Annotated in this window: 21 protein-coding genes; 10 read left to right on the top strand and 11 right to left on the bottom strand. The window is 68.9% G+C overall.

Features of this window, described 5'->3' with window-relative positions; all coding sequences use genetic code 11:
• The first annotated feature begins 33 nt into the window (after positions 1 to 33).
• Entirely contained in the window at positions 34 to 915 is an 882-nt protein-coding gene (locus OH146_RS14000; RefSeq protein WP_265160342.1) for an HNH endonuclease, read from the top strand.
• Positions 916 to 1,019: 104 nt separating this feature from the next.
• Positions 1,020 to 1,946, top strand: coding sequence for an aldo/keto reductase (locus tag OH146_RS10750; protein WP_308214956.1), 927 nt, complete (start codon positions 1,020 to 1,022; stop codon positions 1,944 to 1,946).
• Positions 1,947 to 2,060: 114 nt separating this feature from the next.
• On the opposite strand, the gene OH146_RS10745 is transcribed toward OH146_RS10750, so the two are convergent.
• A complete protein-coding gene (locus OH146_RS10745; protein ID WP_265160335.1) occupies positions 2,061 to 3,329 on the bottom strand; it encodes a M18 family aminopeptidase in 1,269 nt (422 codons plus the stop codon).
• A gap of 114 nt (positions 3,330 to 3,443) precedes the next feature.
• Between OH146_RS10745 and OH146_RS10740 the strand changes: the two genes are divergently transcribed.
• Complete coding sequence (locus tag OH146_RS10740; RefSeq protein WP_265160332.1) at positions 3,444 to 3,878, top strand: DUF1330 domain-containing protein; 435 nt, start codon at positions 3,444 to 3,446, stop codon at positions 3,876 to 3,878.
• Here OH146_RS10740 and OH146_RS10735 read toward each other — a convergent pair whose 3' ends face one another.
• From OH146_RS10735 to OH146_RS13995, 4 genes are all read right to left on the bottom strand, one after another.
• The gene (locus OH146_RS10735; protein WP_265160330.1) at positions 3,879 to 5,249 is read right to left on the bottom strand and encodes an FAD-binding oxidoreductase; all 1,371 of its coding nucleotides are present in this window, start codon (positions 5,247 to 5,249) and stop codon (positions 3,879 to 3,881) included. It abuts the gene before it with no gap.
• 134 nt (positions 5,250 to 5,383) lie between these two features.
• The gene (rraA, locus tag OH146_RS10730; RefSeq protein WP_265160328.1) at positions 5,384 to 5,878 is read right to left on the bottom strand and encodes a ribonuclease E activity regulator RraA; all 495 of its coding nucleotides are present in this window, start codon (positions 5,876 to 5,878) and stop codon (positions 5,384 to 5,386) included.
• Between the two features lie 76 nt (positions 5,879 to 5,954).
• Entirely contained in the window at positions 5,955 to 7,550 is a 1,596-nt protein-coding gene (locus OH146_RS10725) for a sensor domain-containing diguanylate cyclase (protein ID WP_265160326.1), read from the bottom strand.
• A gap of 139 nt (positions 7,551 to 7,689) precedes the next feature.
• Positions 7,690 to 9,702 carry a diguanylate cyclase domain-containing protein gene (locus OH146_RS13995; RefSeq protein WP_265160322.1) on the bottom strand — a complete coding sequence of 671 codons (2,013 nt, stop codon included), beginning with the start codon at positions 9,700 to 9,702 and terminating at the stop codon, positions 7,690 to 7,692.
• A gap of 264 nt (positions 9,703 to 9,966) precedes the next feature.
• Here OH146_RS13995 and OH146_RS10715 point away from each other — a divergent pair, with 264 nt between their 5' ends.
• Positions 9,967 to 12,072, top strand: coding sequence for a RecQ family ATP-dependent DNA helicase (locus tag OH146_RS10715; protein ID WP_265160318.1), 2,106 nt, complete (start codon positions 9,967 to 9,969; stop codon positions 12,070 to 12,072).
• A gap of 125 nt (positions 12,073 to 12,197) precedes the next feature.
• Here the strand turns inward: OH146_RS10715 and OH146_RS10710 are convergent, their stop codons facing one another.
• From OH146_RS10710 to OH146_RS10695, 4 genes are read right to left on the bottom strand one after another with little or no spacing between them, the layout of a single operon-like run.
• Positions 12,198 to 15,020 carry an alpha-L-rhamnosidase gene (locus OH146_RS10710; protein WP_265160314.1) on the bottom strand — a complete coding sequence of 941 codons (2,823 nt, stop codon included), beginning with the start codon at positions 15,018 to 15,020 and terminating at the stop codon, positions 12,198 to 12,200.
• A gap of 57 nt (positions 15,021 to 15,077) precedes the next feature.
• Positions 15,078 to 17,363 carry a glycoside hydrolase family 78 protein gene (locus OH146_RS10705; protein ID WP_265160311.1) on the bottom strand — a complete coding sequence of 762 codons (2,286 nt, stop codon included), beginning with the start codon at positions 17,361 to 17,363 and terminating at the stop codon, positions 15,078 to 15,080.
• A gap of 1 nt (position 17,364) precedes the next feature.
• Positions 17,365 to 17,922, bottom strand: coding sequence for a carboxymuconolactone decarboxylase family protein (locus OH146_RS10700; protein WP_265160308.1), 558 nt, complete (start codon positions 17,920 to 17,922; stop codon positions 17,365 to 17,367).
• Positions 17,919 to 18,695: an IclR family transcriptional regulator gene (locus OH146_RS10695; RefSeq protein ID WP_265160306.1), complete on the bottom strand. Its 777-nt coding sequence runs from the start codon at positions 18,693 to 18,695 to the stop codon at positions 17,919 to 17,921. The genes OH146_RS10700 and OH146_RS10695 overlap by 4 nt, the downstream gene beginning before the upstream one ends.
• An 89-nt stretch (positions 18,696 to 18,784) precedes the next feature.
• Here OH146_RS10695 and OH146_RS10690 point away from each other — a divergent pair, with 89 nt between their 5' ends.
• From OH146_RS10690 to OH146_RS10670, 5 genes are read left to right on the top strand one after another with little or no spacing between them, the layout of a single operon-like run.
• Positions 18,785 to 19,552 carry an SDR family NAD(P)-dependent oxidoreductase gene (locus tag OH146_RS10690; protein ID WP_265160303.1) on the top strand — a complete coding sequence of 256 codons (768 nt, stop codon included), beginning with the start codon at positions 18,785 to 18,787 and terminating at the stop codon, positions 19,550 to 19,552.
• Positions 19,553 to 19,573: 21 nt separating this feature from the next.
• Positions 19,574 to 20,359, top strand: a complete 786-nt coding sequence (locus OH146_RS10685; protein ID WP_265160301.1) for an SDR family NAD(P)-dependent oxidoreductase — start codon at positions 19,574 to 19,576, stop codon at positions 20,357 to 20,359.
• Between the two features lie 24 nt (positions 20,360 to 20,383).
• The gene (locus OH146_RS10680; RefSeq protein ID WP_265160299.1) at positions 20,384 to 21,259 is read left to right on the top strand and encodes a fumarylacetoacetate hydrolase family protein; all 876 of its coding nucleotides are present in this window, start codon (positions 20,384 to 20,386) and stop codon (positions 21,257 to 21,259) included.
• Positions 21,256 to 22,092, top strand: a complete 837-nt coding sequence (locus OH146_RS10675) for a fumarylacetoacetate hydrolase family protein (protein ID WP_265160298.1) — start codon at positions 21,256 to 21,258, stop codon at positions 22,090 to 22,092. The genes OH146_RS10680 and OH146_RS10675 overlap by 4 nt, the downstream gene beginning before the upstream one ends.
• Positions 22,089 to 23,009: a glycoside hydrolase family 43 protein gene (locus OH146_RS10670; protein WP_265160296.1), complete on the top strand. Its 921-nt coding sequence runs from the start codon at positions 22,089 to 22,091 to the stop codon at positions 23,007 to 23,009. Before OH146_RS10675 ends, OH146_RS10670 begins: the two co-directional genes overlap by 4 nt.
• 125 nt (positions 23,010 to 23,134) lie before the next feature.
• On the opposite strand, the gene OH146_RS10665 is transcribed toward OH146_RS10670, so the two are convergent.
• Together OH146_RS10665 and OH146_RS10660 are read right to left on the bottom strand one after the other, a co-directional pair.
• A complete protein-coding gene (locus OH146_RS10665) occupies positions 23,135 to 23,914 on the bottom strand; it encodes an alpha/beta hydrolase (protein WP_265160294.1) in 780 nt (259 codons plus the stop codon).
• A 3-nt stretch (positions 23,915 to 23,917) separates the two neighbouring features.
• A complete protein-coding gene (locus OH146_RS10660; RefSeq protein WP_265160291.1) occupies positions 23,918 to 24,472 on the bottom strand; it encodes a quercetin 2,3-dioxygenase in 555 nt (184 codons plus the stop codon).
• Positions 24,473 to 24,577: 105 nt separating this feature from the next.
• Between OH146_RS10660 and OH146_RS10655 the strand changes: the two genes are divergently transcribed.
• Positions 24,578 to 25,501: a LysR family transcriptional regulator gene (locus OH146_RS10655; protein ID WP_265160289.1), complete on the top strand. Its 924-nt coding sequence runs from the start codon at positions 24,578 to 24,580 to the stop codon at positions 25,499 to 25,501.
• Positions 25,502 to 25,556: the final 55 nt, after the last annotated feature.

The following is a 25,556-nucleotide window of genomic DNA, read 5'->3' as shown; positions in this document are numbered from 1 at the left end:
GCTCTGGACGCTGCTTGCTGATAGAACTGCATCGTGTATAGCCGAGAGAAGCAGCTCACAATCCGTCACGACATCTTCCGATGGCTCGATCAGAAGTTGGACCGCGGGCAGTATGAATACACGCGCGAAGAGCTGTCGAGCTACGAGTACGACGGCATCCGACTGCCGCTGCTCGACCGGGGCCGCGGCATCCGAAATCCGGCCACATTCTCCGCGACGCTGAGCATCATGACGAGCCTGAAAAGCCCCTACAACGATGTCTTGGACACCAGTACCTTCGTCAAGTATGACTACCGCAGCAACGGCTCCTCAGACAATCTCAAGTTAAAAGCAGCGCTCTTCGGACAGGATCCACTCATTTACTTCGAAGCACTCCGCCGAGGAGTGTATGCGGCCCACTATCCGGTGTACGTGGTCGCCGACGATCCAACTGCAGAAGTCTTCACCATCGCAATGGACGAGGCGCTGCGCTTCTTCGGTGACCCTGCGACGATGTCGGTCGACCAGCGCCGATACGCAGAACGAACTGTCAAGGCCCGACTTCACCAGCCCGCTTTTCGAGCCAAAGTGATGCACGCCTACAGCGACGCTTGTGCGATCTGTTCTCTGCGCCACCTTGAACTGCTAGATGCTGCGCACATCATTGCTGATCATGAAGCTACGGGCTTCGCGAGCGTCACGAATGGGCTGGCGCTCTGTAAAATTCATCACGCCGCGTACGACCGCAACTTACTCGGGATTTCCCCCGACTACCGGGTACACATCGACAATGACTTGCTCGATGAAGTAGACGGGCCAATGCTTCGCCACGGACTCCAGGACATGCACGGACGGGCACTCAACTTGCCGCACCGGAAGTCCGAGTTGCCATCGGCTGACGCCCTCGCCATTCGATTCGAACAGTTCGCCGCCTGAATCTGCGCCGCCCTACGGCGTCAAGCACTCATGCAAGTCTGACTTCAGCCGCCTGCGCGGGCCCACTCAACCCGCGCTGAGGTGCCCGCGACACAATGGAAGGCATGAGCAATCCCTTCTCTGACACCTTCCCCCTCGCCCTCGGCGGCAACACCTTCGGGTGGACGAGCGACGAGGAGACGTCGCACGCCGTGATGGATGCGTTCGTGGCATCCGGGGGCAACCACATCGACACGGCCGACGGGTACTCCGCGTGGGTTCCCGGGCACAGCGGCGGGGAGTCGGAGCAGATCATCGGCAGCTGGTTGGCGCGGCGGGGCAACCGCGACAGTGTGACGGTGGCGACGAAGGTGTCGACGCATCCGGAGTACAAGGGTCTCTCCCCCGCCAACATCACCGCCGCCGCGGAGGCGTCCCTCGAGCGGCTCGGCACCGACCACATCGACCTCTACTACGCGCACTACGACGAGTCCGAGCGGCCCATGGAGGAGATCGCGGCCGCCTTCGACGCGCTCGTGACGAGCGGCAAGGTGCTCGCCATCGGCGTCTCCAACCTGAGCGCCGCACGCATCACCGAGTGGATGGAGACCGCAGAGAAGAACAACCTCGCCGCCCCCATCGCCCTGCAGCCGCACTACAACCTGCTCACCCGCGAGCCCTTCGAGAGCGAACTCGCGCCGCTCGCCGCCCAGCACGGCCTCGGCGTCTTCACCTACTTCTCGCTCGCCGCCGGCATGCTCACCGGCAAATACCGCAAGCCGGCCGACTTCGATGGTGTCGACCGCTCGCACACGCTCGGCGGATACTCCAGCGAGCAGGCGTTCCGCATCGTCGACGAGCTGGCGGATGTCGCGGCCGAGGTCGACGTGGCGCCCGCGTCCGTCGCACTCGCGTGGGTGCGGAGCAAGCCGACCGTGGTCGCCCCCATCGCCAGCGCGCGCACCGTCGAGCAACTGGACGCCCTCGTCGCGGGGGCTCGACTCGAGCTCACCGCAGAGCAGGTGGCGCGGCTCGACGAGGTGTCGGCGTAGGCACCACTCGCCCGCCGCTCGCCGGCGATGCGGTGTTTTCTGCGCGTTGCTGGCGCCGCTGCAGCCGCAACGTGCAGAAAGCACCGCAACGTCGGCGTGGCCTGCCCGCCGCTGCTACCGTCCCGCGAAGAACGCGCCCGTCGTGCGTGCCAGCGCCCACAGGTCGTCCACATGCGCCAGCTCGCGCGCCGAGTGCATCGACAGGAGAGGCACACCCACATCGACCACGCGGATGCCGAGCCGCGTCGCCGTGAGCGGGCCGATCGTCGAACCGCAGGGCATCGTGTTGTTCGACACGAACGGCTGCACACTTGCGCCCGCGGCATCCGACAGCCTCGACCAGAGGGCGGAACCGTGGGCATCCGAGGCGTACTTCTGGTTGGCGTTCAGCTTGAGGAGCGTGCCGCCGCCCGCCACGGGGCGGTTGTTGGGGTCGTGCCGCTCGGCGTAGTTGGGGTGAACGGCGTGGCCCGCATCCGCCGAGACGCACCACGACTCGGCGTAGGCGCGGCGGCGGTCCTCCGCCCCGCCCTTCAGCCCGCTGCCGATCCGCGCGAGGATGTCGTTGAGCATGGGCCCCGACGCGCCCGATCGCGAGTTGGAGCCCAACTCCTCATGGTCGAACGCCGCGAGCATGCTCACGTGGCCCTTCACCGGCTTGGCGTTGATGAGCGCGTGCAGCCCCGCGAACACCGAGCTGAGGTTGTCGAGGCGGCCGGCAGCGAAGAGCCGCTCCCCCGCCCCGAAACGGGCGGGCGGGTTGCTGTCGGCCGTGAGGATGTCGAAACCGGCCACCTGGGCGAGCTTCACGCCCGCGGCATCCGCCAGCACCTGCAGGATGTCGCCGCCGTCGGTGTCGACGCCGTAGACGGGTTGCACGTGCTGCTGCTTGTCGAGCTTGAGGCCGTCGTTGACGCCGCGGTCGAGGTGGATCGCCAGCTGCGGGATGCGGGCAAACGGTCCAGTGCGGGTGAGATGCTCGCGGCCGTCGCGGGTGACCAAGCGGCCCGCGAACTCGAGTTCACGGTCGAGCCACGAGTTGAGCAGCGGCCCTCCGTAGACCTCGACCGAGGCCTGCTTCCAGCCCTGGTTGGAGCTGCCGCCGTTCGGCTTCAGCTTGAACCCGGGCGAATCGGTGTGCGCCCCCAGGATGCGGAACGGCGTCGTCGCCGTCGCCCCCGCCGGCTGAACCCACGCCACGATCGCACCGTCGCGGATCACAAAGCGCTTGCCCGCCTTGCTCGGCCACGCCGCCGACTCGTCGAGCCGGGTGAAACCGGCCGCCTCCAACAGACGGCCCGCCTCCGCAGCAGCGTGATAGCTCGACGGCGAGGCCGCGATGAAACGGGCGAGATCTTCGATGTAGCGGTCAGCATCCGTCATGGTTCCATCCAAGCACGGCGGCGCTGGTCATCCCTCCAACGTATTCACACCCAGCGGCGGTCGACTGCAGCAGCGACGACAGACTTGCGGATGCCGCACCCGCCACCCCCTAGCGTGGGCGAACCCACACTCGACGACGAGCAGGAGACCCGCATGGCCCACCTCGAGATCCGACCCGACGTGCTCAGATCGGCGCTGGAGAGCATCCCCGACGACACCCCGTTCCTCATGCTGAACCTGCTGAGGTTCCGCGAGAAGGCGCACTACGACGCGGAGTCGAGCGAGCTGAGCGGGCGGGAGGCGTATGCGCTCTACGGAAAGCATGCGCGCGAGTATCTAACCCGGATCGGTGCGGAGGTGGTCGTCATGGGGGCGGCGCACGGCACCGTCATCGGGCCGGCGGAGGAGGACTGGCACACGGTGATGTTCGTGCGCTACCCGTCGATCGCCGCGTTCGTGGCGATGGCGAACGACCCCGAGTATGCACGGATCGCCGTGCACCGCGAGGCCGCGCTCGAGGACTCGCGGCTCATCCCCGTGGTGGCGTAGTCACAGTTTCTTGCCCGGGTTGAGGAGGCCCTCCGGGTCGAAGGCGTGCTTGACCGCGCGCTGGAGTGCGCGAAGCTCCGGCCCGAGTTCCGCCTCAAGGTGCGCCCGCTTGAGCGTGCCGATGCCGTGCTCCCCCGAGCTGGTGCCGCCGAGCGACACGGCCAGGCCGATCACGAGCTGGTAGGTCTCATTGGCCAGACCGACGGATGTCGCATCCGCCGGGTCGAACGCCACGATGGGGTGCAGATTGCCGTCGCCGATGTGCCCGGCGGTCGCGATCGGCATGCGCATCCGCTCGGCGATCTCGTCGATGCCGTCGAGAAGCTCGGCGAGGCGGGAGCGCGGCACCGAGACGTCTTCGTTGAGACTCGCCCCGGAGACGGCCCGCATGGCACCGTGCAGCGAGCGGCGCGCCTGCATGAGCGCGTCGACGCCGGCCCGGTCGCGCCCGATCTCGACCGTCGTGGCGCCGCAGAACGTCGAGATGGCCGCGTATTCGTTGGCGTCGCCCGTCGTGCGGCCCGGCTCGTCGGACTGCACGAGCAGCACCGCCTCGGCATCCGCCGGCAGGACTGCGCTCGGGTCGAAGGCGCTGATCGCGGCGACGCTGTCCCGGTCGAGGAACTCGAGGATGCTCGGCCGCCGCTCCGACGCCACCATCAGGTCGGCCGCGGCGAGCGCCGCCTTGCGGGTGCTGAACGCCGCGAGCACGCCGACGGGTTCGGCCGGCCGCGGGCGCAGCGCCACCGTCACCTCGGTGACGATGCCGAGCGTGCCCTCCGAGCCGACGATGAGCGACGTGAGGTCGAGGCCCGCGACGCCCTTGACGGTGCGGCGGCCCGTGCGCACGACGTCGCCGCTGGCCAGCACGACGGTGAGCCCACGCACGAAGTCACGCGTGACGCCGTACTTGACGCAGCGCATGCCGCCCGCGTTGGTGGCGACATTGCCGCCGATGGTGGAGGTCTGCCACGATCCGGGGTCGGGCGGATAGAAGAGTCCGACCTTCTCGGCCGCCGTTGCGAGGTCGAAGGTCAGCACCCCCGCCTCGACGGTCGCGACCTGGTCGGCGACATCGACCTCGACGATGCGGGTCATGCGCTCGAGGCTGAGCACGAGGCATCCGTCGACCGCGTTGGCGCCGCCCGCGAGACCGGTGCGTGCACCCTGAGGCACGATCGGCGCTCCGTGCCGCCCCGCTGCCTTCACCAGCGCCGCCACCTGCTCGGTCGAGGTCGGCAGCGCGACCGCGAGGGGCGCACCATGGCCCGTGCCGTCGGAGAGATCGCGATCGTAGGCGAGAGCCGCATCACCCGTGCGGAGCTGATCGGCGGGGAGGATCTCGGCGAGGTCATCGAGGAGAGAAGCCATCTGACCATCCTCGCGCAGGGCAGGGTGAGTAGCGAGCGTAGGGGTGCCCGGGTTTCGATACGGCCCTGGCGGGCCTACTCAACCAGCGGAGTCCTGGCGGGCCTACTCAACCAGCGGAGTCCTGGCGGGTCTACTCACCCAGCGGGATGCTCGACGAGGATCCCGTCTTCGTCGCTCCACAGTGTGCGGCCCGGCACGAATTCCACCCCACCGAACTCGACCGGAGCATCCACCTCGCCCTCGCCGTCCTTGGCGCTCTTGCGCGGGTTGCTTCCGAGCGCCTTCACCCCCAGGTCGAGCGTGGCCACGACCGCGCGATCGCGGATCGCCCCATTGATGACCACACCGGCCCAGCCGTTCTCGACCGCGGCCGACGCGATCAGGTCGCCCATCAGCGCCGACTCGAGCGAACCGCCGCCGTCGACCACCAACACGGCGCCTTCGCCCGGCGAGTTCAGCAGCTGCTTCACCAGCCCGTTGTCGCGGTGACAGCGCACCGTGCGGATGGGGCCACTGAAACGCGCCCGCCCTCCCAGGTCGAGCAGCTGCAGCGAGACGGATTGCAGCTCGTCCCCCCGCTGGTCATACAGGTCGGCGGTGGTGAAGCCCTCAGCGTGGATCTCGGTCATGCCGCCCACGGTAGTGCGAGGCCGGATCCTGCGGGGCGAGAGCCGCGGCATCCGACACCGTCTTCTTCGGCGACTCCTAAGAAACCGGATTCTTCACGCCGACGCTCAGCCGGTATTGGTTGCGTCCGCCCTGCTTCGCCTCGTACATCGCGGCGTCCGCCTTGGCAATGAGGTCATCGGCACCCTCGCCCTTGACTCTCACGGCGACTCCGATGCTCGTGCCCGCCCTCAGCTGATGCTCGCCGAGATCGATCGGCTCCGCGAGCCCGTCGAGGATGCGTTGCGCCACCCTCTCGGCCTCCTCGACCCCGTCGAGCTGGGGCAGCAGGACGATGAATTCGTCGCCGCCCTGGCGAGCGACGGTGTCTCCCTTGCGCACTGAGGCGACCAGGCGTGCCGCGACTCCCTGTAGGAATCGATCTCCGATGTCGTGCCCGTACCTGTCGTTGACATCCTTGAACCGGTCGAGGTCGAGGAACATGACGGCCGCGTGACTGCCATTGCGATCGGCGAGCGTCAGAGCCTGCGCCAGGCGATCGGCGAGCACACGCCGGTTGGGCAGCCCCGTGAGCGAATCAGTCTCAGCCAACTCGCGGATGCTTCGCTGGAGCGCGCGCCGCACCGCGGTGGCGTGTGCGATGAGGGCAGCGATGGAGGCCATGGCGAGGAGCCCGCTGACGAAGGTCAGGAAGGTCGGCGCGTCTCGCAGGAGTGACGCTGAGGGCAGCTCCTCCCGGGGCACGACCGACACGATCTTCCACTGCTTCGACTCTTCTTCGTAGGCGAGCGTGTCGTCTGTCTCGCCGGCCAGCCGTTCAGCGATCCGGTCGGGAAACACGGTCGAATACGCGTACATGCCGTCGCTGTCGAACTCACGACCGCCCGACCCCGCCGCGACAGTCCGCCACCTGTGCGGCTGCTCGTCAGCGAATGACTGCGGAGCGCCGAAGTATGTGCCCCACCGCTCACTCGCATGTGCTCCCAGAAGCACGTCGCCGTTTTCGTCGATCAGATAGGCCAGCTGTTGGTCGCCGATGTTGGAGAGAAATCCCCCCGCGAGCGCGATAGCCGCAATGTCCATGTAGACGTAACCCGGAGGCTGCTCCGAATCGCTGGCGACCTGCGTCGCGATTCGCACGACGGCCGAGCCGTCCCTGCCGTCGGTTTCGGCGCCCAGCACAGTCACGGAGACTTCACCCGTAGCGAGATCACGCGTGCCAGCGAAGCTCGGATGCTCGCCCCAGTTCGCTCCGGATGCCTCGCCCGCCGCGGTGACTCCCAGTATGTCCTGCCCGGTCGCGGTGACGACCCCGATGCGCTGAAGGCCTGGCTTCTTCTCCAGAAAGGCAGAGAACAGCGTTGCGAGTCTGAGTCGCTCCGCCTCGTTGCTGGTGCCACCAGCAAGACTGTCGACGTTCAGGTCTACCGCGAGCACGAGCAGGTCGGTCGCCGCGAAGTCGAGAGTCGACTCGGCGGCGCGCTTCGTCAGGGTGGTGGAGGCGGATCGGCTCGATTCGAGTTCAAGTTGCGCCCGACTGGCCTGGCCGGTGAGCACCACCATGAACGCAACCGTGAACGCCACGCCCAGCGCCAGCCACGTGCGAAGGAAGGGCCAAGCGTGCTCACGGAGGGTCGGCCGGGGTACGACGGTGTCCACCGTGTCGCGCTTCATATATTGGATCCTAAGCGAGGAGGACAGACAAATCTGTCTCCCAGTTCGGGGGTCTCAGGTGAGGCGACCCTGCGCACGAGGTCAGCCACCGACCGGTGCCCGCAGCCCGATGGGGCGCCAAGCAGTGGTGGGAATCCCATCAGCCCATCCCGACGGGCGCGCGCCCGCTCACGCAGTAGTGGTTGGGGCCCATCTCCTTGGCCTCATACATCGCGGCGTCGGCATTGGCCACGAGGGTGTCGGCGCATTCGCCGTCGAGCCGCATGGCGACACCGATGCTGGTGGCGGCGCGAAGCGTGAAACCGTCGATGACAAAGGGATCCTGCAGCCCATCGATGATGCGACGCGCGACGGCCTCCGCCTCGTCGCGGCCCTCGATCTCCGAGAGCAGCACGACGAACTCGTCACCACCGTGACGAGCGAGGGTGTCACTCGCGCGCAGGCTCTCCCTGATGCGTCGGGCGATCTGCTTGAGGAACTCGTCGCCGACCACATGGCCGTAGTCGTCGTTCACTCCCTTGAAGCCGTCGAGGTCGAGGAACATGACGGCGATGGCCGCCGAGCGGCGGTCGGCCGATCCGATCGCCAGGTCGAGACGATCGGCGAAGACCCGCCGGTTGGGCAGTCCGGTGAGTTCGTCGCGGTAGGCCAGGCGACGGATCTCCTCCTGGTATTCACGGATCTCGGTGATGTCGCGGAAGACGATGACGGCGCCCTCCGCCTGTCCGTCGACGATGAGCGGGGCGGCGCTGACCCCCACGTGCAGCGCGCTGCCGTCCCTGCGCTCGAAGATCTCGTCGTCACTGCGGAAGGTCGCGCCCGCAGTGGCGACGGCGAGCATGGGGCAGTCTTCTGCCGCGAGGGCGTGCTCCGGATGGCTGTGGAAGAGCTCGTGTGATCCCCGGCCGAGCATCTCGTCGCGACCCCACCCGAGCAGCCGCTCACTCTCCGGGTTGGCATCGGTGATGCGCCCCTGCCTGTCGACCACGATGAGTCCGTCGCCGAGGGTGTCGCGGATGGCCGCCAGTCGTGTCGCCGCCTGCCGCACGGAGCGGCGGAGCCCGCGGCGTCCGACCAGCAGCTGGGTGATGAGGGCGGTCACTCCGAGCAGTATGACGAGCCCGGCGAGATAGGCGGCAAGGAGCTCCGGATGCCGCGTGATGCTGGCCGACGGGAGCGCGGATTGTGGCACGAACCCGATCGCCGTCCACGCTTCGACCCGGTCACTCTCGGCGCCCAGGGGCTCCTTCACTCCGCGGCGCTCCGCCTCCAGTCGTTCCATCGCCAGGCCGGGGTGCACCGCCGCGAACCCGTAGAGCCCCTCGTCGCCGCGGTGTCGGCCACTGCTTGTCGCACTGATCTCCTGCCACGACCGGGGGTGCTGGTCTGCGAGCCCGTCCCCGCCGAGGATGGCCGTCCAGGAGGTGTCAGGGCCTTCACCGACGAGCCATTGCCCGGCACCGTCGACCAGGTAGACGTGCTGGCCGTGGTCGAAGTACCGCCGCAACCGGTCGATCAGCATCGCACCGTCGACGGTGACGATCACCGTGCCCGCCCTGTCGCCGTGAGCGTCGAACGCGGGTGTGGCGATGCGAACGATCGGATGCAGCGGGCGCACGATCGCCCCGTCATCCTTGGTGAGTTCGAACGGGGAGACGAACACCTCACCCGGTTCGATCTCGGCGGCGAAACCCGAGACGTCGTAGGCGGAGAGGTCGTCGAGTGCGTGTTCGGGGATGCGCCTGATCTGGCCGTCGTCGGAGACCACCCGCACGATTTCACGGTCGTCGAGCCCGATGTAGCGCACGTCTTCGAAGACACTCTCGTTTGCGGCGAGGGCGGCAAAGGTCTCGGCTGCCGAACTCTTCGCCTCGGCGGTCATCTCGGTTCCGAGCGAGACCGTCGCCGGGGCCTGGGCGATGAACAGCACGTCGGACACGGCCCCGTCGAGTCGCCCCTCCATCACCTCCACGGCGCTCTGCGCGCTTGTCTCGAGTTCGAGCGCGAGGGCCGCTGTCTCGCGCTCGGTCGCCACGGCGAGCGCTGCGAACACGACCGCGCTGAACACGGATGCCACGACAAGACACGCGATCGCCACCGGTCCGACGACACGGAGCACGCGTGCCATTCGGGTGCGGAGGGGGAGGGTCACGTTCGCAGCGTAGTCCTCCGAAATGACGACAGACCGCTTTGTCTCCCCTATTGGGGGCAAGCGCCATGGCCGCCGCCAGGGGCAGCACGAACACGGAACGCCACACGCGTTCCCACGCCCGTGATTGGGGGGAACGGGTGGGATGCGCGTGTGGCGCAGTCTCGAGCATAGTCCTCCAAAAAGAGGACAGACGCACTTGTCTCCCCAATTGGGGGTAGGGGTACAACGTCGACGGTCGTCAGTGGTGGATGACAGGCTGGGGTGATGACCGACAAGACCCTCGATTCCGCCCTCACCGTGCTGCGGACTCTCGTCGGCCGCCCCGACGCGGAGTTCCACGAAGGCCAGTACGAGGCGATCTCCACCCTCGTCGAGGGGCGCCGACGGGCACTCGTCGTGCAACGCACCGGGTGGGGCAAGTCGGCCGTCTACTTCGTCGCCACGCTCCTCCTGCGACAGCGGGGCGCGGGCCCGACCGTGCTCGTCTCACCGCTGCTCGCCCTCATGCGCGACCAGATCGCCGCCGCCGAGCGAGCCGGCGTGCGTGCCGTCGCCATGAACTCCACCAACGCGCACGAGTGGGGCGACGTGCTCGCCGCCCTCGACCGCGACGAGGTCGACGTGCTGCTCGTCTCACCCGAGCGCCTCAACAACCCCTCATTCCGCGAACAACAGCTGCCCGCCCTGGTGCGCCGACTCGGGATGCTCGTGGTCGACGAGGCCCACTGCATCAGCGATTGGGGCCACGACTTCAGGCCCGACTACCGCCGTCTGCGTGACCTCATCGCCCAGATGCCCCCGGGGGTGCCGGTGCTGGCGACAACGGCGACCGCCAACAGCCGCGTCGTCGCCGACGTGGAGGAGCAGCTCTCCTCGGGCGAGGAGGTCGCCACCATCCGCGGCCCGCTCGCCCGCGCATCCCTCCGACTCGGCGTGCTGCGCCTGCCCGATTCGAAGGCACGCCTGGCCTGGCTGCTCACACACCTCGGCTCACTGCCCGGCTCCGGCATCATCTACGCGCTCACCGTCTCCGCCGCCGAAGACACCGCCCGACTCCTGCGCGACGCCGGCCACGACGTGCGCGCCTACACCGGCCAGACCGACCCGGGCGAGCGCGAGCAACTCGAGGGTCGACTCAAGAACAACGGCGTCAAAGCCCTCGTGGCCACCAGCGCCCTCGGCATGGGCTTCGACAAGCCAGACCTCGGCTTTGTGCTTCACCTCGGCGCGCCCTCCTCCCCCGTCGCCTACTACCAGCAGGTCGGCCGCGCCGGGCGTGCCACCGACAACGCCGACGTGCTGCTGCTTCCCGGCCGAGAAGATCCCGACATCTGGCAGTACTTCGCCACCGCATCGATGCCGTCGCAGGAGCGCGCCGAGACGGTGATCGCCGCACTCTCCACCGACTCACCGACGTCCACTCCCGCGCTCGAGGCGCGGGTGAACATCCGGCGCACCCCGCTCGAGCTGCTGCTCAAGGTGCTCGACGTCGACGGAGCCGTGCGCCGTGTGCAGGGCGGCTGGGTGGCGACCGGCACCCCGTGGAGCTACGACGCCGAGCGCTACGAGCGCATCGCCGCCGAACGCGTCGCCGAACAGCAGCACATGCTCGACTATGAGCAGACCGGCACCTGCCGCATGGAATACCTACAGCGCTCCCTCGACGACGACACCGCCCAGCCGTGCGGACGCTGCGACAACTGTGCCGGCGCCTGGTACCCCACGGAGGTCGCAGCCGATGCCGCCGCGAGCGCCGCGACATCCCTCGACCGCGTCGGTGTTCCTGTGGAGCCCCGCGCCCAGTGGCCGACCGGCGCAGACCGACTCGGCCTGCCCGTCAAGGGACGCATCGCCCCCGATGAGCGGATGTCGGAGGGCCGCGCCCTCGCCCGCCTCACCGACCTCGGCTGGGGCAACACCCTGCGCGCGATCTTCGCAGCGGGAGCTCCGGATGCCGCGGCCTCCCCCGCCCTCATCGACGCGTGTGTGCGCGTGCTCGCCGACTGGGGCTGGGAGGAGAGGCCGGCCGCCATTGTCACCGTGCCGTCGCGCTCCCGGCCGCTGCTGGTGTCGTCGGTCGCGGACGGGCTGTCTGCAGCGGGACGCCTGCCGCACCTCGGCTCACTGTCTCTCGCCGGCGGCGGCCCCTCCGGCGAACCCGGCGGCAACAGTGCCTACCGGCTCGCCGGCGTGTGGAACCGCTTCGAGGTCGGCCCACAGCTGGCTCAAGACCTCGCCGGGCTGGGCCGCCCCGTGCTGCTGATCGACGACCTCGCCGACAGCCGCTGGACTCTCACGGTCGCCGCCCGCGAATTGCGGCGAGCCGGGGCATCCGCGGTGCTGCCGTTCGTGCTCGCGCTGCGCGGGTGACCCCACCCGGCCGGTTTCGATACGGCCCTGGCGGGCCTACTCAACCAGCGCACCGGCCGGTTGAGTAGCGAGCGCCAGCGAGCGTATCGAAACCCCACCCGCGGTGTCGCTACCGCCCTCGCGGCCTACTCGACCGGCGAGATGCGCGCCGCCGTCACCGCGTCGAGCGCCGCAGCGATCGGTGCGTGCGCCTCGAACGGCACCGCAAAGAGCCCTGCGCCGATCGGTCGCCCTGCACCCCACACGGTCTTGTGGGTGAAGCCGCGCACGGCATCCGGTGCCACACTGCGGATGGCCTCGACCACGGCCGCATAGGCCTCGCGGTCGTCGACGATGTCGGCGAGCGGGGTGCCGAGGTGCACGGGGCCGGGCGCTGCAGTGGGGGCGGGGGCGGGCACCGTCCACGAGTGCGCGCCCGAACCGACCTCGTGGCTCGAGCCGCCTGGCAGCAGCACCTGGGCGCGCGTGTTCGGCGGCACGACGGCGGTGACCTCGATCGAGCCATCGACGCGAGCCCACCCCGCGGCAGCGCGTCCGTACGGTGTCTCATGCTCGGCGCGAGCATGATCGAGGCCGGGCAGCACGGTGGGCGCGAGCCGCAGCATCCGATAGCCGGGGGCGGCGGGCGCCAGGCCTGCGATGGCCGTGTGCAGCCAGTCGGCGACCGAGCCGAGCGCGTAGTGGTTGAACGAGGTCATCTCGCCCGGGTTGATGGTGCCGTCGGGCAGCATGCTGTCCCAGCGCTCCCACACGGTGGTCGCCCCCATGGTGACGGGGTAGAGCCACGAGGGGTCCTCGGTCTGCAGCAGCAGTCGGGATGCCGCATCCGCATGCCCCGTCAGGGTGAGGGCGGGCGCGACGAGGGGTGTGCCCACGAAGCCCGTACCGATGCGGTACCCGGCCTCCCTCACGAGTGTCGCGAGGCGTGCCCCCATCGCGGGCAGCTCGTGCTCGTCGGCGAGGCCGAACATGATCGCAAGCGCGTAGGCGGTCTGCGCGTCAGACATCAGGCGCCCGGCGGGGGTCACATACTCCGCGCGGAATGCAGCGCGCACCAGGGCGGCCTCGCGGGCGTAGCGCTCAGCGTCATCGCCACGTCCGAGCACGGATGCCGCGCGCGCGACGATGCCGAGGCTGTGGAACAGGTACGCGCTCGCGACGATGTCGGAGTCGACCTTCGCCTTCGCCGGGGAATCGGCCGGGGCATCCGGGTCGAGCCAGTCGCCGAACTGGAACTGCCCCTCCCAGAGGTGGCGATCGCTCGAGACCCCCAGCTCGAAGTCGACCCAGGCCTTCATGCTCTCGTACTGCACCTCCAGCACGCCCCTGTCGCCGAAACGCGCGAAGAGGGTGTCGGGCACTACCGTCGCGGCGTCGCCCCACGCCGCCGCACCACCGCTGAAGAAGGGCAGGGCGTTGGGCACCACCATGGTGACGGCGCCGTCGGCGGCCCGCTGCTCGATCTCGAGGTCGCGCAACCAGGAGGCGAGGAACCCGTCGCAGTCGTAGAGAAAGCTCGCAGTGGGCGCGAAGACCTGCACGTCGCCCGTCCAGCCCATCCGCTCGTCGCGCTGCGGGCAGTCGGTCGGCAGTGAGAGGAAGTTGCCGCGCATTCCCCACACCACGTTCTCGTGAAGCCGGTTGACGAGCTCGTCGGAGCTCTCGAACCAGCCGGTGCGCGGCATGTCGGAGTGGATGACGAGGGCCGTGACATCCGCCGGGTCGACCGCGAGCCCATCGACCTGCACGTAGCGGAAGCCGTGGAAGGTGAACCGGGGTTGCCAGACGAGCTCCCCCTCGCCGAGGGTGATCTCGTCGCGCTGGGCGGCCCGGCGCAGCGGCCGGGTGCCGAGCTCGCCGTGTTCGAGCACCTCGGCGTGCGTCAGGGTGACCGTGTCACCGGGCGTGCCGGTGAGACGCAGGCGGATGCCGCCCACCAGGTTCTGGCCGAAGTCGAGCACGGTCGCGCCGGAGGGTGTGGTGATGACCTCGGCGACAGGCAGCTCCTGGATGACCCGCACGGGCGGGGCGCTGCGCGGTTCGGGGGTGGGGAACGCGCCGTCGACGCGCACTGCCGCCCAGTCGGAGTCGCCGAAGCCCGCGGACGACCAGCCGGGCTGCTCCCGGCGGGCGTCGTAGGTCTCGCCGGCATAGAGTCCGCTCGCGACGAGGGGGCCTGCAGTGCTGGCCCGCCACGAGGCATCCGACACGATCGTCTCCGAGGCCCCGTCGACATACTCGATGACGAGCTGCACCGCGGCGGCCGGCTGCTCGCCGTACAGCCGCTGGGCGCCCGGCCCGAAGCCGTACTCCTCGGTGTACCACGCACCCGCCAGTTCGACCCCGATGGCGGTGCTGCCTCGGGCGACGAGGGAGGTGACATCCGTCGTCTCGAGGACGAGCCGCTCCTGGTAGGCGGTCCAGCCGGGTTTGAGCAGGTGATCGTCGACAGGTACGCCGCCGATCTCGACCTGATAGGCGCCGTGCGCGGTCGCGTGGAGGGTGGCGCGCGCGACCTCGCCCCTGACCTCGAACTCGCGGCGGAGGCGCGCGGGCTGTGCGGGGGTGTCGGCGGCGGCACCGATCATGTGGGCGGCCCAGTCGTCGACGAGGCCGGAGGTGATGGTGAGCGGCTCGCTCCACGTCGAAGCCACCCCGTCGGCGCCGGTCGTGCGCACCCGCAGGGTCGCCGTCTCCCCCGCGGTCAGCGGCTCGAAGGGCCACTCCACGAACACCGATTCGGCACCGTCGACCGTCACGCTCAGGCCTGTGATGCGGGCGGCGCTCGCCTGCTGCTCGATCTCGATCTCGGCGGATGCCTGCACCCAGTCCCGCGCGTCGGTGACGGTCTTCCAACTCAGGCGGGGGGTGGCGACGGCGACACACGTCGAGTGCCCGTATTCGGCCCGGAGGTCGACGCACTGGGGGGTCGGGGTGGGCTGGGGCATCGTTGCTCGTCTTTCAGTTCAGGGTTCTCACGCGAAAACCTAGAGTATTGAAGGTTTTCAGTTCTGTCGACTCGCGGTGAAGAAGTGTCGGCCCTCGGCGACCTCGTGCCGTCCACCATCGGGCAGCACGACCTCCGCCGTCGCCCCCGCGGGCACGGTCACCGACAGCTCGAATCGACTCTCACTGAGCTCCCACACCGACACGATCTCACCCAGAGGCGTCACGAGTCGACCCTCCGCGTGCCCGAGGCCACCGCCCATGACGGGCTGCACCGAGAACCGCCGATACCCCGGCTCTACCGGGCGGATACCCGCAACATGGCGATGAAGGAAGGAGATCACGGCCCCCTTGGAGTAGTGGTTGTGCGACTCGAACGGCATGCCTGAAGCGTCGTAGCCCTCCCAGCGCTCCCACATCGTCGTGGCACCCTGCTCGATCATGCCGAGCCACGATGGCCAGCTGCGCTGCTGCAACAGACGGAACGCCACATCCGCCCGCCCATGCTCCGCGAGAACGGGCAGCAGGTACGGCGTCGCGAGAAAGCCCGTCGCGAGGTGGTCGCCCGCCGCCTCGATCAGCTCGACGAGTTGCTGCACGACAGGGGCGGGATCATCCACCAGGTCGAAGGCGAGGGCGCGCACGCAGTTCGCCTGGGTCGCGGGCTGCACGCGGCCGTCGACCAGGTACTCCCGCTGCCAGGCCGAGCGGATGCGCTGCGCGAGCTCCGCGAAGGCCGCCGCCTGCTCCTCCCGCCCCAGCACCGCCGCGATCTGCGACAGCAGACGCGTCGAGTGCCGGTAGTAGGCGGTGGCAGTGTCGCCCTTGTCTGCGGCCATGAGCTCGCCGAAGTCGAAGTCGCCGCTCGGCTCGGGCACGAGCCACTCGCCGAAATGGAAGCCGCTGTCCCAGAGGTACCTCTCGTGCGGCTGCACCGGCCCCGTGCGGCTCGCATGGCGGCCCGTCTCGGCGAGCTCGCGCACCCTGCCGATCCAGCGCAGCATCATGGGCCACGACTCCTCCAACACGGCAGGGTCACCGTAGGCGCGATAGAGCTCCCACGGCACGATGATGGCGGCATCGCCCCACCCCGCCGAGCCGTTCATGAACGCACCCGGGCTCTCCCGCCCCTCACCCCGCGGCATGGGGGCGAAATTGCCGATCGTGCCGTCGGGCCACTGCCCCGCGGCGAGGTCACGCAGCCACTTGGCGGAGAAGTCGGCGACGTCGTAGAGGTAGGCGGCGGTCGGCACGAAGATCTGCCAGTCACCCGTCCACCCCGCGCGCTCGCGCACCGGGCAATCGGTGGGGATGTCGATCGCGTTACCGCGAAAGCTCCACACCGCAGCCTCGTGCAGCGCGTTGAGCGAGGGGTCGCTGCAGGTGAACCAGCCGGTGCGCGGCAGGTCGCTGTGCACGACGACGGCCGTGACATCCTGCGCTTCGAGGTCGTCGTCGAGCCCGTCGACCGCGAGGTAGCGAAAGCCACGGGTGCTGTGACGGGGCTCGAAGCTGGAGCCGGGCCCTGCCGAGATCACCGTGTCGACCTGGCCGGCGGGCAGCTTCACGCCGAGCGCCGGGATGTCGGGGGCGAGGTTCACCTGCGTGACGTCGCCCTCCGGCGTGAGCGCCTCCGCATGGGTGAGGGTGAGTTCGGTGCCCCGTGGGCCGAGCCGCGCCAGTCGGGTCCAGCCCGCCACGTTCTGGCCGAAGTCGATGATCTGCCGGTCACCCAGCCGACGGATGCTGCGGGGTGCGAGTTCCTCGATGCGCCGCACCGGCGGCGCCTCCTGTGGCACAAGGGTCTCGTAACCCCGCTGCTCCACCGCGACGGGCTCCCAGCCGGAATCGTCGTAGCCGGGATGCTGCCAGCCGTCGAGACTGCGCAGGTCGATGCATTCGCCCGCGATGAGATCGGCGGTGTGGTCGGCAGCGCGGGCCTGCCAGGCCTTGTCGGTGGCGACGTCGACCCCGTCGCCGTCGAGCTGCGCGAGCAACGCGGTCTGGGTGCCCCATTGGTCAGCGTGGCGGTAGAGGCCCACCTGCCCGCGATACCAGCCATCCGACAGCTCCACGGCAAGACAGTGCTCGCCCGCGTGGAGGTCGAGTGCGAACTCCTGCACCTGCAGGCGCGAGCCGTACTCCGTGTAGCCGGGCGCGAGCTCGTGGTCGCCGATGCGCACGCCGTCGAGGAACCCCTGATAGATGCCGTGCGCCGTGATGCGCAGGGTTGCGCGGATGTCGCGGCTCACCGCGAACTGTCGCCGAAAGTGCACGACGGGGCGCCGCCCCGGCCCGGCCGGTCCGGTGTCGTGCGTGATCCACTCCGCGCGCCACTCGCCCATGTCAGGCCCCGACCCGGAACACCCGCAGCTGCAGCGCGAGCGCGGCGTAGTAGCCCACCAGCGTCGCAAGCTCGAAGAGGGCAACCTCGTCGAGCACTCGCCGCGCAGCATCCCACTGGGCATCGCTGGCGTCTCCGCGCACGATGGCTCGCGCGAAGTCGACGCTCGCCCGCTCGACCGCGTCGCCGAGATCCGGCGCTCCTCCTGAGCGGATGGCCGACATCTCTGATTCGCTCAGCCCCGCCGCCGCCCCGACGGCCTCGTGCGCCATCCGCTCGAAGGCGCTGTCCCAGTGGGCCGCGACGATCAGGATCGCCATCTCGCGCACGCGGGGACTCAGCGCCGTCTCGTAGCGCACGGCGGCGCCCAACGACTGGAGGGCGAGGCCGAGCCGGGGGGAAAGCAGCATGGCGTTGAAGGGTCCGTTGAGCGAGCCGTCTGCGGCCGTGAGAGCGAAGTGCTGCGGCCCACGTGCACGTGGTCCGCCGGTGATGGAGTCGTAGGCGGCCCGGCGGTCACCCTCGAGTTCGTCGGGAGTGAAGCGATGGATGCGGCTCACTGTGTCTGGATCCTCCTGCTGATCTGGGCCGCCGCCTGCTGCACCTGCGGCAGGAGCACCTTCTCCAGGTCTGCAACGCTGTGTCGGGTCGACGCGACGGCGATGTTGATGGCGGCGACGACAGCCCCCGATGCGTCGACCACGGGCACGGAGACCGAGCGCAGCCCGGCTGCCAGCTCTTGATCCTGCACGGCGTAGCCGAGCCTGCGAATCTTCAGCAGCTGCTGCTCCAGGGACTCGCGGGAGCGCAGGGCGTTCGGCCCGCCGCCCTCACTCAGGTCGACACCGTCGAGCAGCCGCCCCAGCTCGGCCCTGCCGAGCCCCGACAGCAGCACCTTGCCCATCGAGGTGTGCACAGCAGGCAGCGTCGTGCCCACCTGCACGTTCGCGGTCACGAGGTCGGAGTTGCGTAGCCGCACGAGGTAAAGCACCTCATCACCGCGCAGCACGCCGAGGTTGACCGTCTCGCCCGTGGCATCCGCCAGTTCGCGCAGCGTCAGCTCGCTGGCCTGCACGAGGCCTGAACCGCGCAACGCGGCCGAGCCGAGTGTGAGCACGGCGACCCCGGGGCGCACCGAGCCGTCGGGCATCCGCTCGATGAATCCCTCCTCCTCGAGGGTCGCGACGATGCGGAACGCCGTCGGCATGGGGATGCCCGTGCGGTCGCAGATCTCGCGAAGCTTGAGTGCCTGCGTCCGCTCGTCGAAGAGCCTCAGCACCGTGAGGCCCTTGGCGAGCGACTCGATGCGATATCTGGTCGCCTCTGAAGTCATCGCGTTGACCCTCCATTCCTCGTCGGGTTAGGATTCATTCTACGAAACAAGCTTTTATAGAGTGAAAGCATAGCGGCAAAGGAGCGCACGTGACAACAGACACCACCGACTGGCTCGGCCTCAAGGGAGCCAGGGTGCTCGTGATCGGCGCCGGCGGCATCGGCCTCGAGTGCATCCGCGGCTACGTCGACGCGGGCGCGCAGGTGCTGGTGGTCGACCGCGACCACGCCGCCCTCGACCACCTCGACGGCGGCGCAGGGCTCGCCGCTCCCGTGCGCACGCTGCAGGCCGACCTGCTCGAACCCGGCGCCGGCCGTCGCGTCGTCGACCACGCCGTCGCTCAACTCGGCGGCCTCGACGTCACGCTCCACTGCATCGGCATCAACGACCGCCGGCCCATCGTCGACTTCACTGAGGATGAATGGCAGAGAGTCATCGACATCAACCTCACGACCGCCTTCAAGGTGGCTCAGGCCGCGGGTCGACACATGACAGCGGCAGGCTACGGTCGTGTCGTCATGCTCTCCTCCGTCTCCGGATTGCTCGCCCACAAGCTGCACGCGCCCTACGCGGCATCGAAGGGCGGCATCAACCAGATGGCCCGTGTCATGGCCGCCGAATGGGCGCAGAGCGGCGTGACCGTCAACACGATCGCCCCCGGCTATATCGAGACGGGCCTCACGAGCGCCTACCTCGAGAAGCCGGGCGTGCGCGCCAACCTCGAGAGCCTCGTGCCCGCCGGTCGCCTCGGCGTGCCAGGCGACATCGTCGGCCCCGCCCTGTTCCTCTCGTCTCAGCAGTCGTCGTTCGTGACGGGCCACGTGCTCTACGTCGACGGCGGCCGCACCCTCGTCTAAGCCCACCCCAAGGAGAAACGCATGTCAGAACCCCAGATCTTCCCCCGCTTCGCGGGCAAGTCCGTGCTCGTCACGGGCGCCGGCACGGGCTTCGGCGCCGAGATCGCCTTCCGCGCCGCCCAAGAGGGTGCCCGTGTCGCCGTGCACTACAACAGCTCGAAGGCGGGCGCCGAGCGCACGGCCTCGCGCATCCGCTCGATCGGCGGCGAGGCATTCATCGTGCAGGCCAACATCGGCACCTGGGAGGCCATCAAGGGCCTTGCCGATGCTGTCTTCGCCGAGTTCGGCACCCTCGACGTGCTCGTCAACAACGTGGGCGATGTCGCCGACCAGCAGATGTCGTGGCGTGAACTCACGCAGGAGAGCCTCGACCGTGTGATCGACGTCGACGTCAAGGGCACGCTGCTCATGACGCACGAGTTCGGTGGCCGGATGCTCGAGCAGGGCCACGGCAACATCATCCAGATCGGCTCCACTGTGATCGTGCGGGGTAGCGCGCGGGCGCCGCAGTATGCCGCGGCCAAGTCGGCGATCGTCGGGCTCACCAAGTCCTACGCCCACGCCTTCGCCCCGACCGTGCGCGTCAACACCTTCGCACCCGGCTTCATGGAGACCGAGACCCTCAAGAACCGCGAGGACTGGAAGGGCGGGCGCCGCGAGAAGCTCATCTCCCAGACCCCCATGGCCAACATCCCCGCACCCGAGCTCGTCGCCGGCACGGCGCTGTGGCTCGCGACCGACGAGGCGAACCACCTCACGGGCGGCTACCTGCTTGCCGATGGCGGCTTCAACATGATCGGCGCCTAGGCGCACCCCGATAGGAGAAATGCAATGAAACTCATCACCTTCGACGACGGACGCGTCGGACGCCTCGAGCTCGAAGAGGAGCTCGTCATCGAACTCGACGTGCCCTCGACCCGCGAGTACTTCGAGCGCGGCGGCGACGTGCAGGAGACCGGCGAGCGGCTCGCCCTCGGCGATGTGCGCCTGCGGGCGCCCATCCAGCCCAAGAAGTTCTTCCACACAGCGGGCAACTTCGCCGACCACCACAACGAGCTGCAGGCCGTCGACTGGTCGCACCCCGTACACAAGGGCATCGTGTTCTTCCAGAACCTCGACGCCATCATCGGCCCGGACGACAACATCGTCTACCCGGAGCACCTCACCAAGGAGCTCGACTACGAGCTCGAGCTGGGCATCATCATCGGCAAGTCGGGCAAGTTCTTCGGCCCCGATGAGGCGAACGACTACATCGCAGGCTTCACCGTCTTCAACGACATCACGGCCCGCGACATCCAGCGCAAGGAGATGGAGTCTGGCGTCTTCTCGTTCAGCAAGGGCATCGACACCTTCTGCCCCATCGGCCCCTACATCGTGACGGCCGACGAGGTGCCCGACATGCACAACCTCGCGATGGAGCTCCGCGTCAACGGCGAGGTGCGCCAGAAGGGCAACACCAACCAGACGCGCGTGCACTTCAACCACCTCGTGGCCTACCACTCGCCGCAGGTCTACTCGGCCGGTGACATCATCACGACCGGCACCATCTCGGGCGTCGCCGCGATCCAGAAGAACCCCTTTGACTTCTACCTGAAGCCGGGCGACGTCGTCGAGGCCGAGATCGCCGGCATCGGCACGCTGCGCAACAAGGTCGTGTCGTGGGAAGAGGCGTGGGGCCAGCCCGCGCCCGAGCGGGTCGACTGGTGAGAATCGCCAACCTGAACGGCCGCGCGGTCATCCTCCGGGGTGACCGCGCGGTCGATGTGGAGCGTGCATCCGAGGGTCGTTTCAACGCGGATCCACAGTCGCTGTTCGCCGATTGGGCCGCCTTCGAGACATGGGCGCGCACCACGGATGCCACGGGCGAGCCCTTCGACGAGGCTCAACTGGGGGCACCCGTCCCCGCGCCGCGCCAGGTATTCGCGATCGGCATCAACTACACGGCCCACGCGGAGGAGGCGGGCTACCCGCCCGAGTCCGTGCCCGTGACGTTCACGAAGTTCCCCTCGAGCATCGTCGGGCCGAACCACGTGGTCGAGCTGCCCGAGGGCAACGTCGACTGGGAGGTTGAGCTGGTCGTCGCGATCGGCGCGGAGGCCCACCGGGTCTCGCGCGACGATGCGTGGAACCACATCGCGGGCGTGACCATCGGGCAGGACCTGTCGGAGCGTCTCGTGCAGATGCAGGGAACCTCGCCGCAGTTCAGCCTCGGCAAGTCGTTCCCGGGGTTCGGTCCGACGGGACCCTGGCTCGTGACATCCGATGACCTCGCCGACCGCGACGACCTCGCGATCGGTTGCGCGCTCAGCGGCCAGCAGATGCAAGGATCCCGCACGAGCCTCATGATCTACGACGTGCCCGAGCTCATCGCGCGGCTCTCCGCCGTGTGCCCGCTGCTGCCGGGAGACCTCATCTTCACCGGCACCCCGGGCGGCGTCGGCAACCGGATGTCACCACAACGGTTCATCCGCGCCGACGACGTGCTCGTGAGCGAGATCGAAGGCATCGGCACCCTCACGACGCAGTTCACCTCCCGATGAGGCTCTCCGACGTTCGCATCCGTGACCCATACGTCATCGAGCCCGAGCCGGGCCGATTCGTGCTGTTCGGCACGACGGATGCGAACGTGTGGGGCGGGCCCGCCACCGGCTTCGACTGCTACACCAGCAGCGACCTCGAGTCGTGGGAGGGGCCGATCGCGGCCTTCCGCCCGCCGGAGGGTTTCTGGTCCACCTCTCAGTTCTGGGCGCCCGAGGTGCATGCGCACGCGGGCCGTTTCTTCATGTTCGCGACCTTCCTCGACTCGACGACCCGGGTGCGCGGCGTCGCGGTGCTGGTCGCGGATGCTGCGACCGGCCCCTTTCTCCCGTGGAGTGACGGGCCGGTCACCCCCGTCGGCGTGCCGTGCCTGGATGGAACCTTCTTCGTTGACGACGACTCCCCCTGGCTCATCTACAGTCGGGGGGCCGAGGGCACCGCGGCGGGCGAGCCCGCGATCGCCGACGGCGAGATGTACGCCCTGCGCCTCTCGGAGGACCTCACCGCAGCGGTCGGCGAACCCGAGCTGCTGTTCCGGGCGTCAGCCGCCCCGTGGGCCCGCCCCATGAGGTTGCCCGGCGGCGGCGAACCGCCCGCCGAGCTGCGCCTCGCCACAGACCCGCTCTTCACTGACGGACCCTTTCTGACGCGCACGCCCTCTGAAACCCTGCTCATGCTCTGGTCGAGTTTCGGCGAGGAGGGCTACGCCATGGGCGTGGCCAGGTCGGAGAGCGGCGGCATCCGGGGCCCTTGGACGCAGACCCCCGAGCCTCTCTGGTCGCGCAACGGCGGCCACGGCATGATCCTGCACACCTCTGACGGCAGCGACTACCTGGTGTTCCACGCGCCGAACGACAGCCCGCATGAGCGTGCTGTGCTGGTGCCGGTCAGCACAGACGGCGACGCGTACCGCGTCTGAGGCCTCACGCCCACGTCACAGTGGGAGCCGCGGCATCCGCTCGGCGGGTGTTTCTCACTGAAGCGGGTGAAGCTACACCCGCCGGAACGAGAAACACCCGCCGGAACCTGCAGATGGCGGCGCGTTCAGAAGGTGACGCGGCGCACGAAGTCGATCGCGCGATCGAAGAGCGGCGCGGCATCCGCACCCTTCCAGAAGTGGCCGGCGCCGTGCTCGAAGTGCAGCTCGACCGGGATGCCGGCGCAACGCAGCGCCTCGGCGAGGAGCCCGCTCTGCTCCGGCGGAACATCCGTGTCTTCCGCACCGTGAGCGATATGGAAGGGCGGCGCGGCCGACGCGACGCGGTGCACGGGGCTCGCCTCGTGCGCCAGCTCGAGGTCATCGACGACAGGGCGGCCCAGCCACTGGTCCTCGCGGGACTCCCCCGGCAGGGCAGGCTTCTGCCGCGCCATCGCTATGAGGTCGGCGGGTCCATACCAGTCGACGACGCCACGAACCGGATGCCGCGACTCGAAGGCTGCCAGGGCCGCCAGTGTGCCGCCCGCAGAGCCTCCCCAGAGCACAATGCGCTCAGCGTCGAGACCGTGGGCCGCGCCCTCGGCGACGATCCAGTCGAGGGCGGCCGCGACATCCGTCACCTGGGCCGGAAAGTGCGCCTCACCACTCAGGCGGTAGTCGACGGATGCGACGGCGAACCCCGCCCGCGCAATGCGGCCGAACGACTCCTCCACCGTGACGAGCGGTGTGAACCGACGTCGACTGCCCACCCGCCAGCCGCCCCCGTGGAGATGGACGACGACGGGATGCCGGCCCTCCCTCTCCGGCAGGTGCAGGTCGAGCGCGAGCGGCCGAAAACCGGTGTGCTCCGCGAACACGAGGTCGCGGAGCACACGGTGTGACGTCACGGATCAGTCCGGAAGCGGGAAGTCCGGCATGAAGACGGTGCCGTACTTCTCCCCCGCCGCCGCCATCTGCGGGAACGCGGGAATGAACGGCACCTCGGGGATGCCCGGCTTGTCGGTCGGCGTGCCGATGCCGTGGAAGAAGCGCTCGAAGCCGCCCGAGCCGACGCCGAAGATCTTCGACGGCGCATCCATGCGGAAGGCGTGCACGGTGCCGCGCGGCACGAAGCCGAAGTCACCCTCGCGCAGCAGGCGCTTCTCGGCGAAGCCCTTCTGGTCGTCGACCCACAGGGTGACGGCGCCGTCGGCGATGTAGAAGATCTCGTGGGTGACGGGGTGGATGTGGGGAGGGATGCGGTCGCCCTTGGGGCCGTCGCAGGTGAAGACGCCGAAGTGGTTCTCGGTCTCGTCTCCCGTGAGCATGACCGTGAAGAGCGTGTCGAAGACGACCGACTTCTCGCCCTCGCCCTTCTCCAAGAAGAACGGTGTCGGGCGACCGGGGAGGATGCCCTCGAACGGTAGGGACTGGCTATCGCCAGAGACGGCGATGGGCTGGGACATGAGCTGACCTCCTTGTGAGCTTTACCCTTTGATCTTCGCGGCTGCACCCACGCGGAGGCCAGTTCGACCTTCCTATCCATCGTTAGTCGTGGCCTAAGATGAGGTATGGACATTCCCTTCCATTCCCTGCGCTATTTCTCGGTGCTCGCCGAGACCCTCCACTTCGGCAACGCCGCCGCGCGCCTCTCGATCTCGCCCCCGTCGCTGAGCCAGCAGATCCGCCGCCTCGAGAGCATCCTCGGTGCCGAACTGTTCGACCGCACCTCACGCAGCGTAAGCCTCACGACAGCCGGTTCCGAGCTCGTGCCGCTCGCCCGGCGGGTCGTCGACAACCACACCGCGATCGTGCACTGGGCGCGCGCCAGGCAGGCGGCGGCCGGTGACAGCATCCTGCGCATCGGCATGGTCGCCGCCGGTGCAGGCGACCTCACGAGCGTCATCCTCGCGACAGCCGTGCAGAGGATGCCGGGCATCCGTCTCGAGATGCGTCGCCTCGGCTTTCTCGACACACGCGACGAACTCGTCGCCGGCACGGTCGATGTCGTCTTCGCCCCCGCGCCGATCGCGCACGACGACCGCGTGCACTTTCAGCCCCTGTGGTCGGAGCGCCGGATGCTCGTGGTGCCCGTCGGGCACCGGCTCGCCGAGCGGAGTTCCGTGACGATCGGCGAGACGGCCGAGGAGATCTTCATCGGGGTCTCGGGCAGCGACGCCATGACCCTCGACTGGTGGCTCGTCGATCCGCGCCCCGATGGCTCCCACCCCCGCCGCGGTCCCGTCGCCGACAGTTTCGAGGGCATCCTGGAGCTGGTCTCCGCGGGCGTCGGCGTGAACATCGCCGCCGCCTCAGCCGCCAAGCACTACCGTCGCGAGACGGTGCGATACATCCCCATCACGGACATCGACCCGACGACGGTCATGCTGTGCTCACTGGAGGAGCCTGCCAACGCGGCCGTGCACGTGTTCGAGGAGATCGTCGCGGAGATCGTGGAGCAGCACCCGAACCCCATGGATGAGCCCTCTCGCTGAGCATCTCGAGAACCGGCGACAGGAGTGTTGCGCCTGAGCCCGGACCCCCCGGCCG

Source organism: Homoserinimonas sedimenticola, assembly GCF_026094475.1.
In the GTDB taxonomy this organism is placed as follows: Bacteria; Actinomycetota; Actinomycetes; order Actinomycetales; family Microbacteriaceae; genus Homoserinimonas; species Homoserinimonas sedimenticola.
The sequence above is the reverse complement of the archived record's forward strand: the minus strand, read 5'-3'. Positions and strand labels throughout refer to the sequence as shown.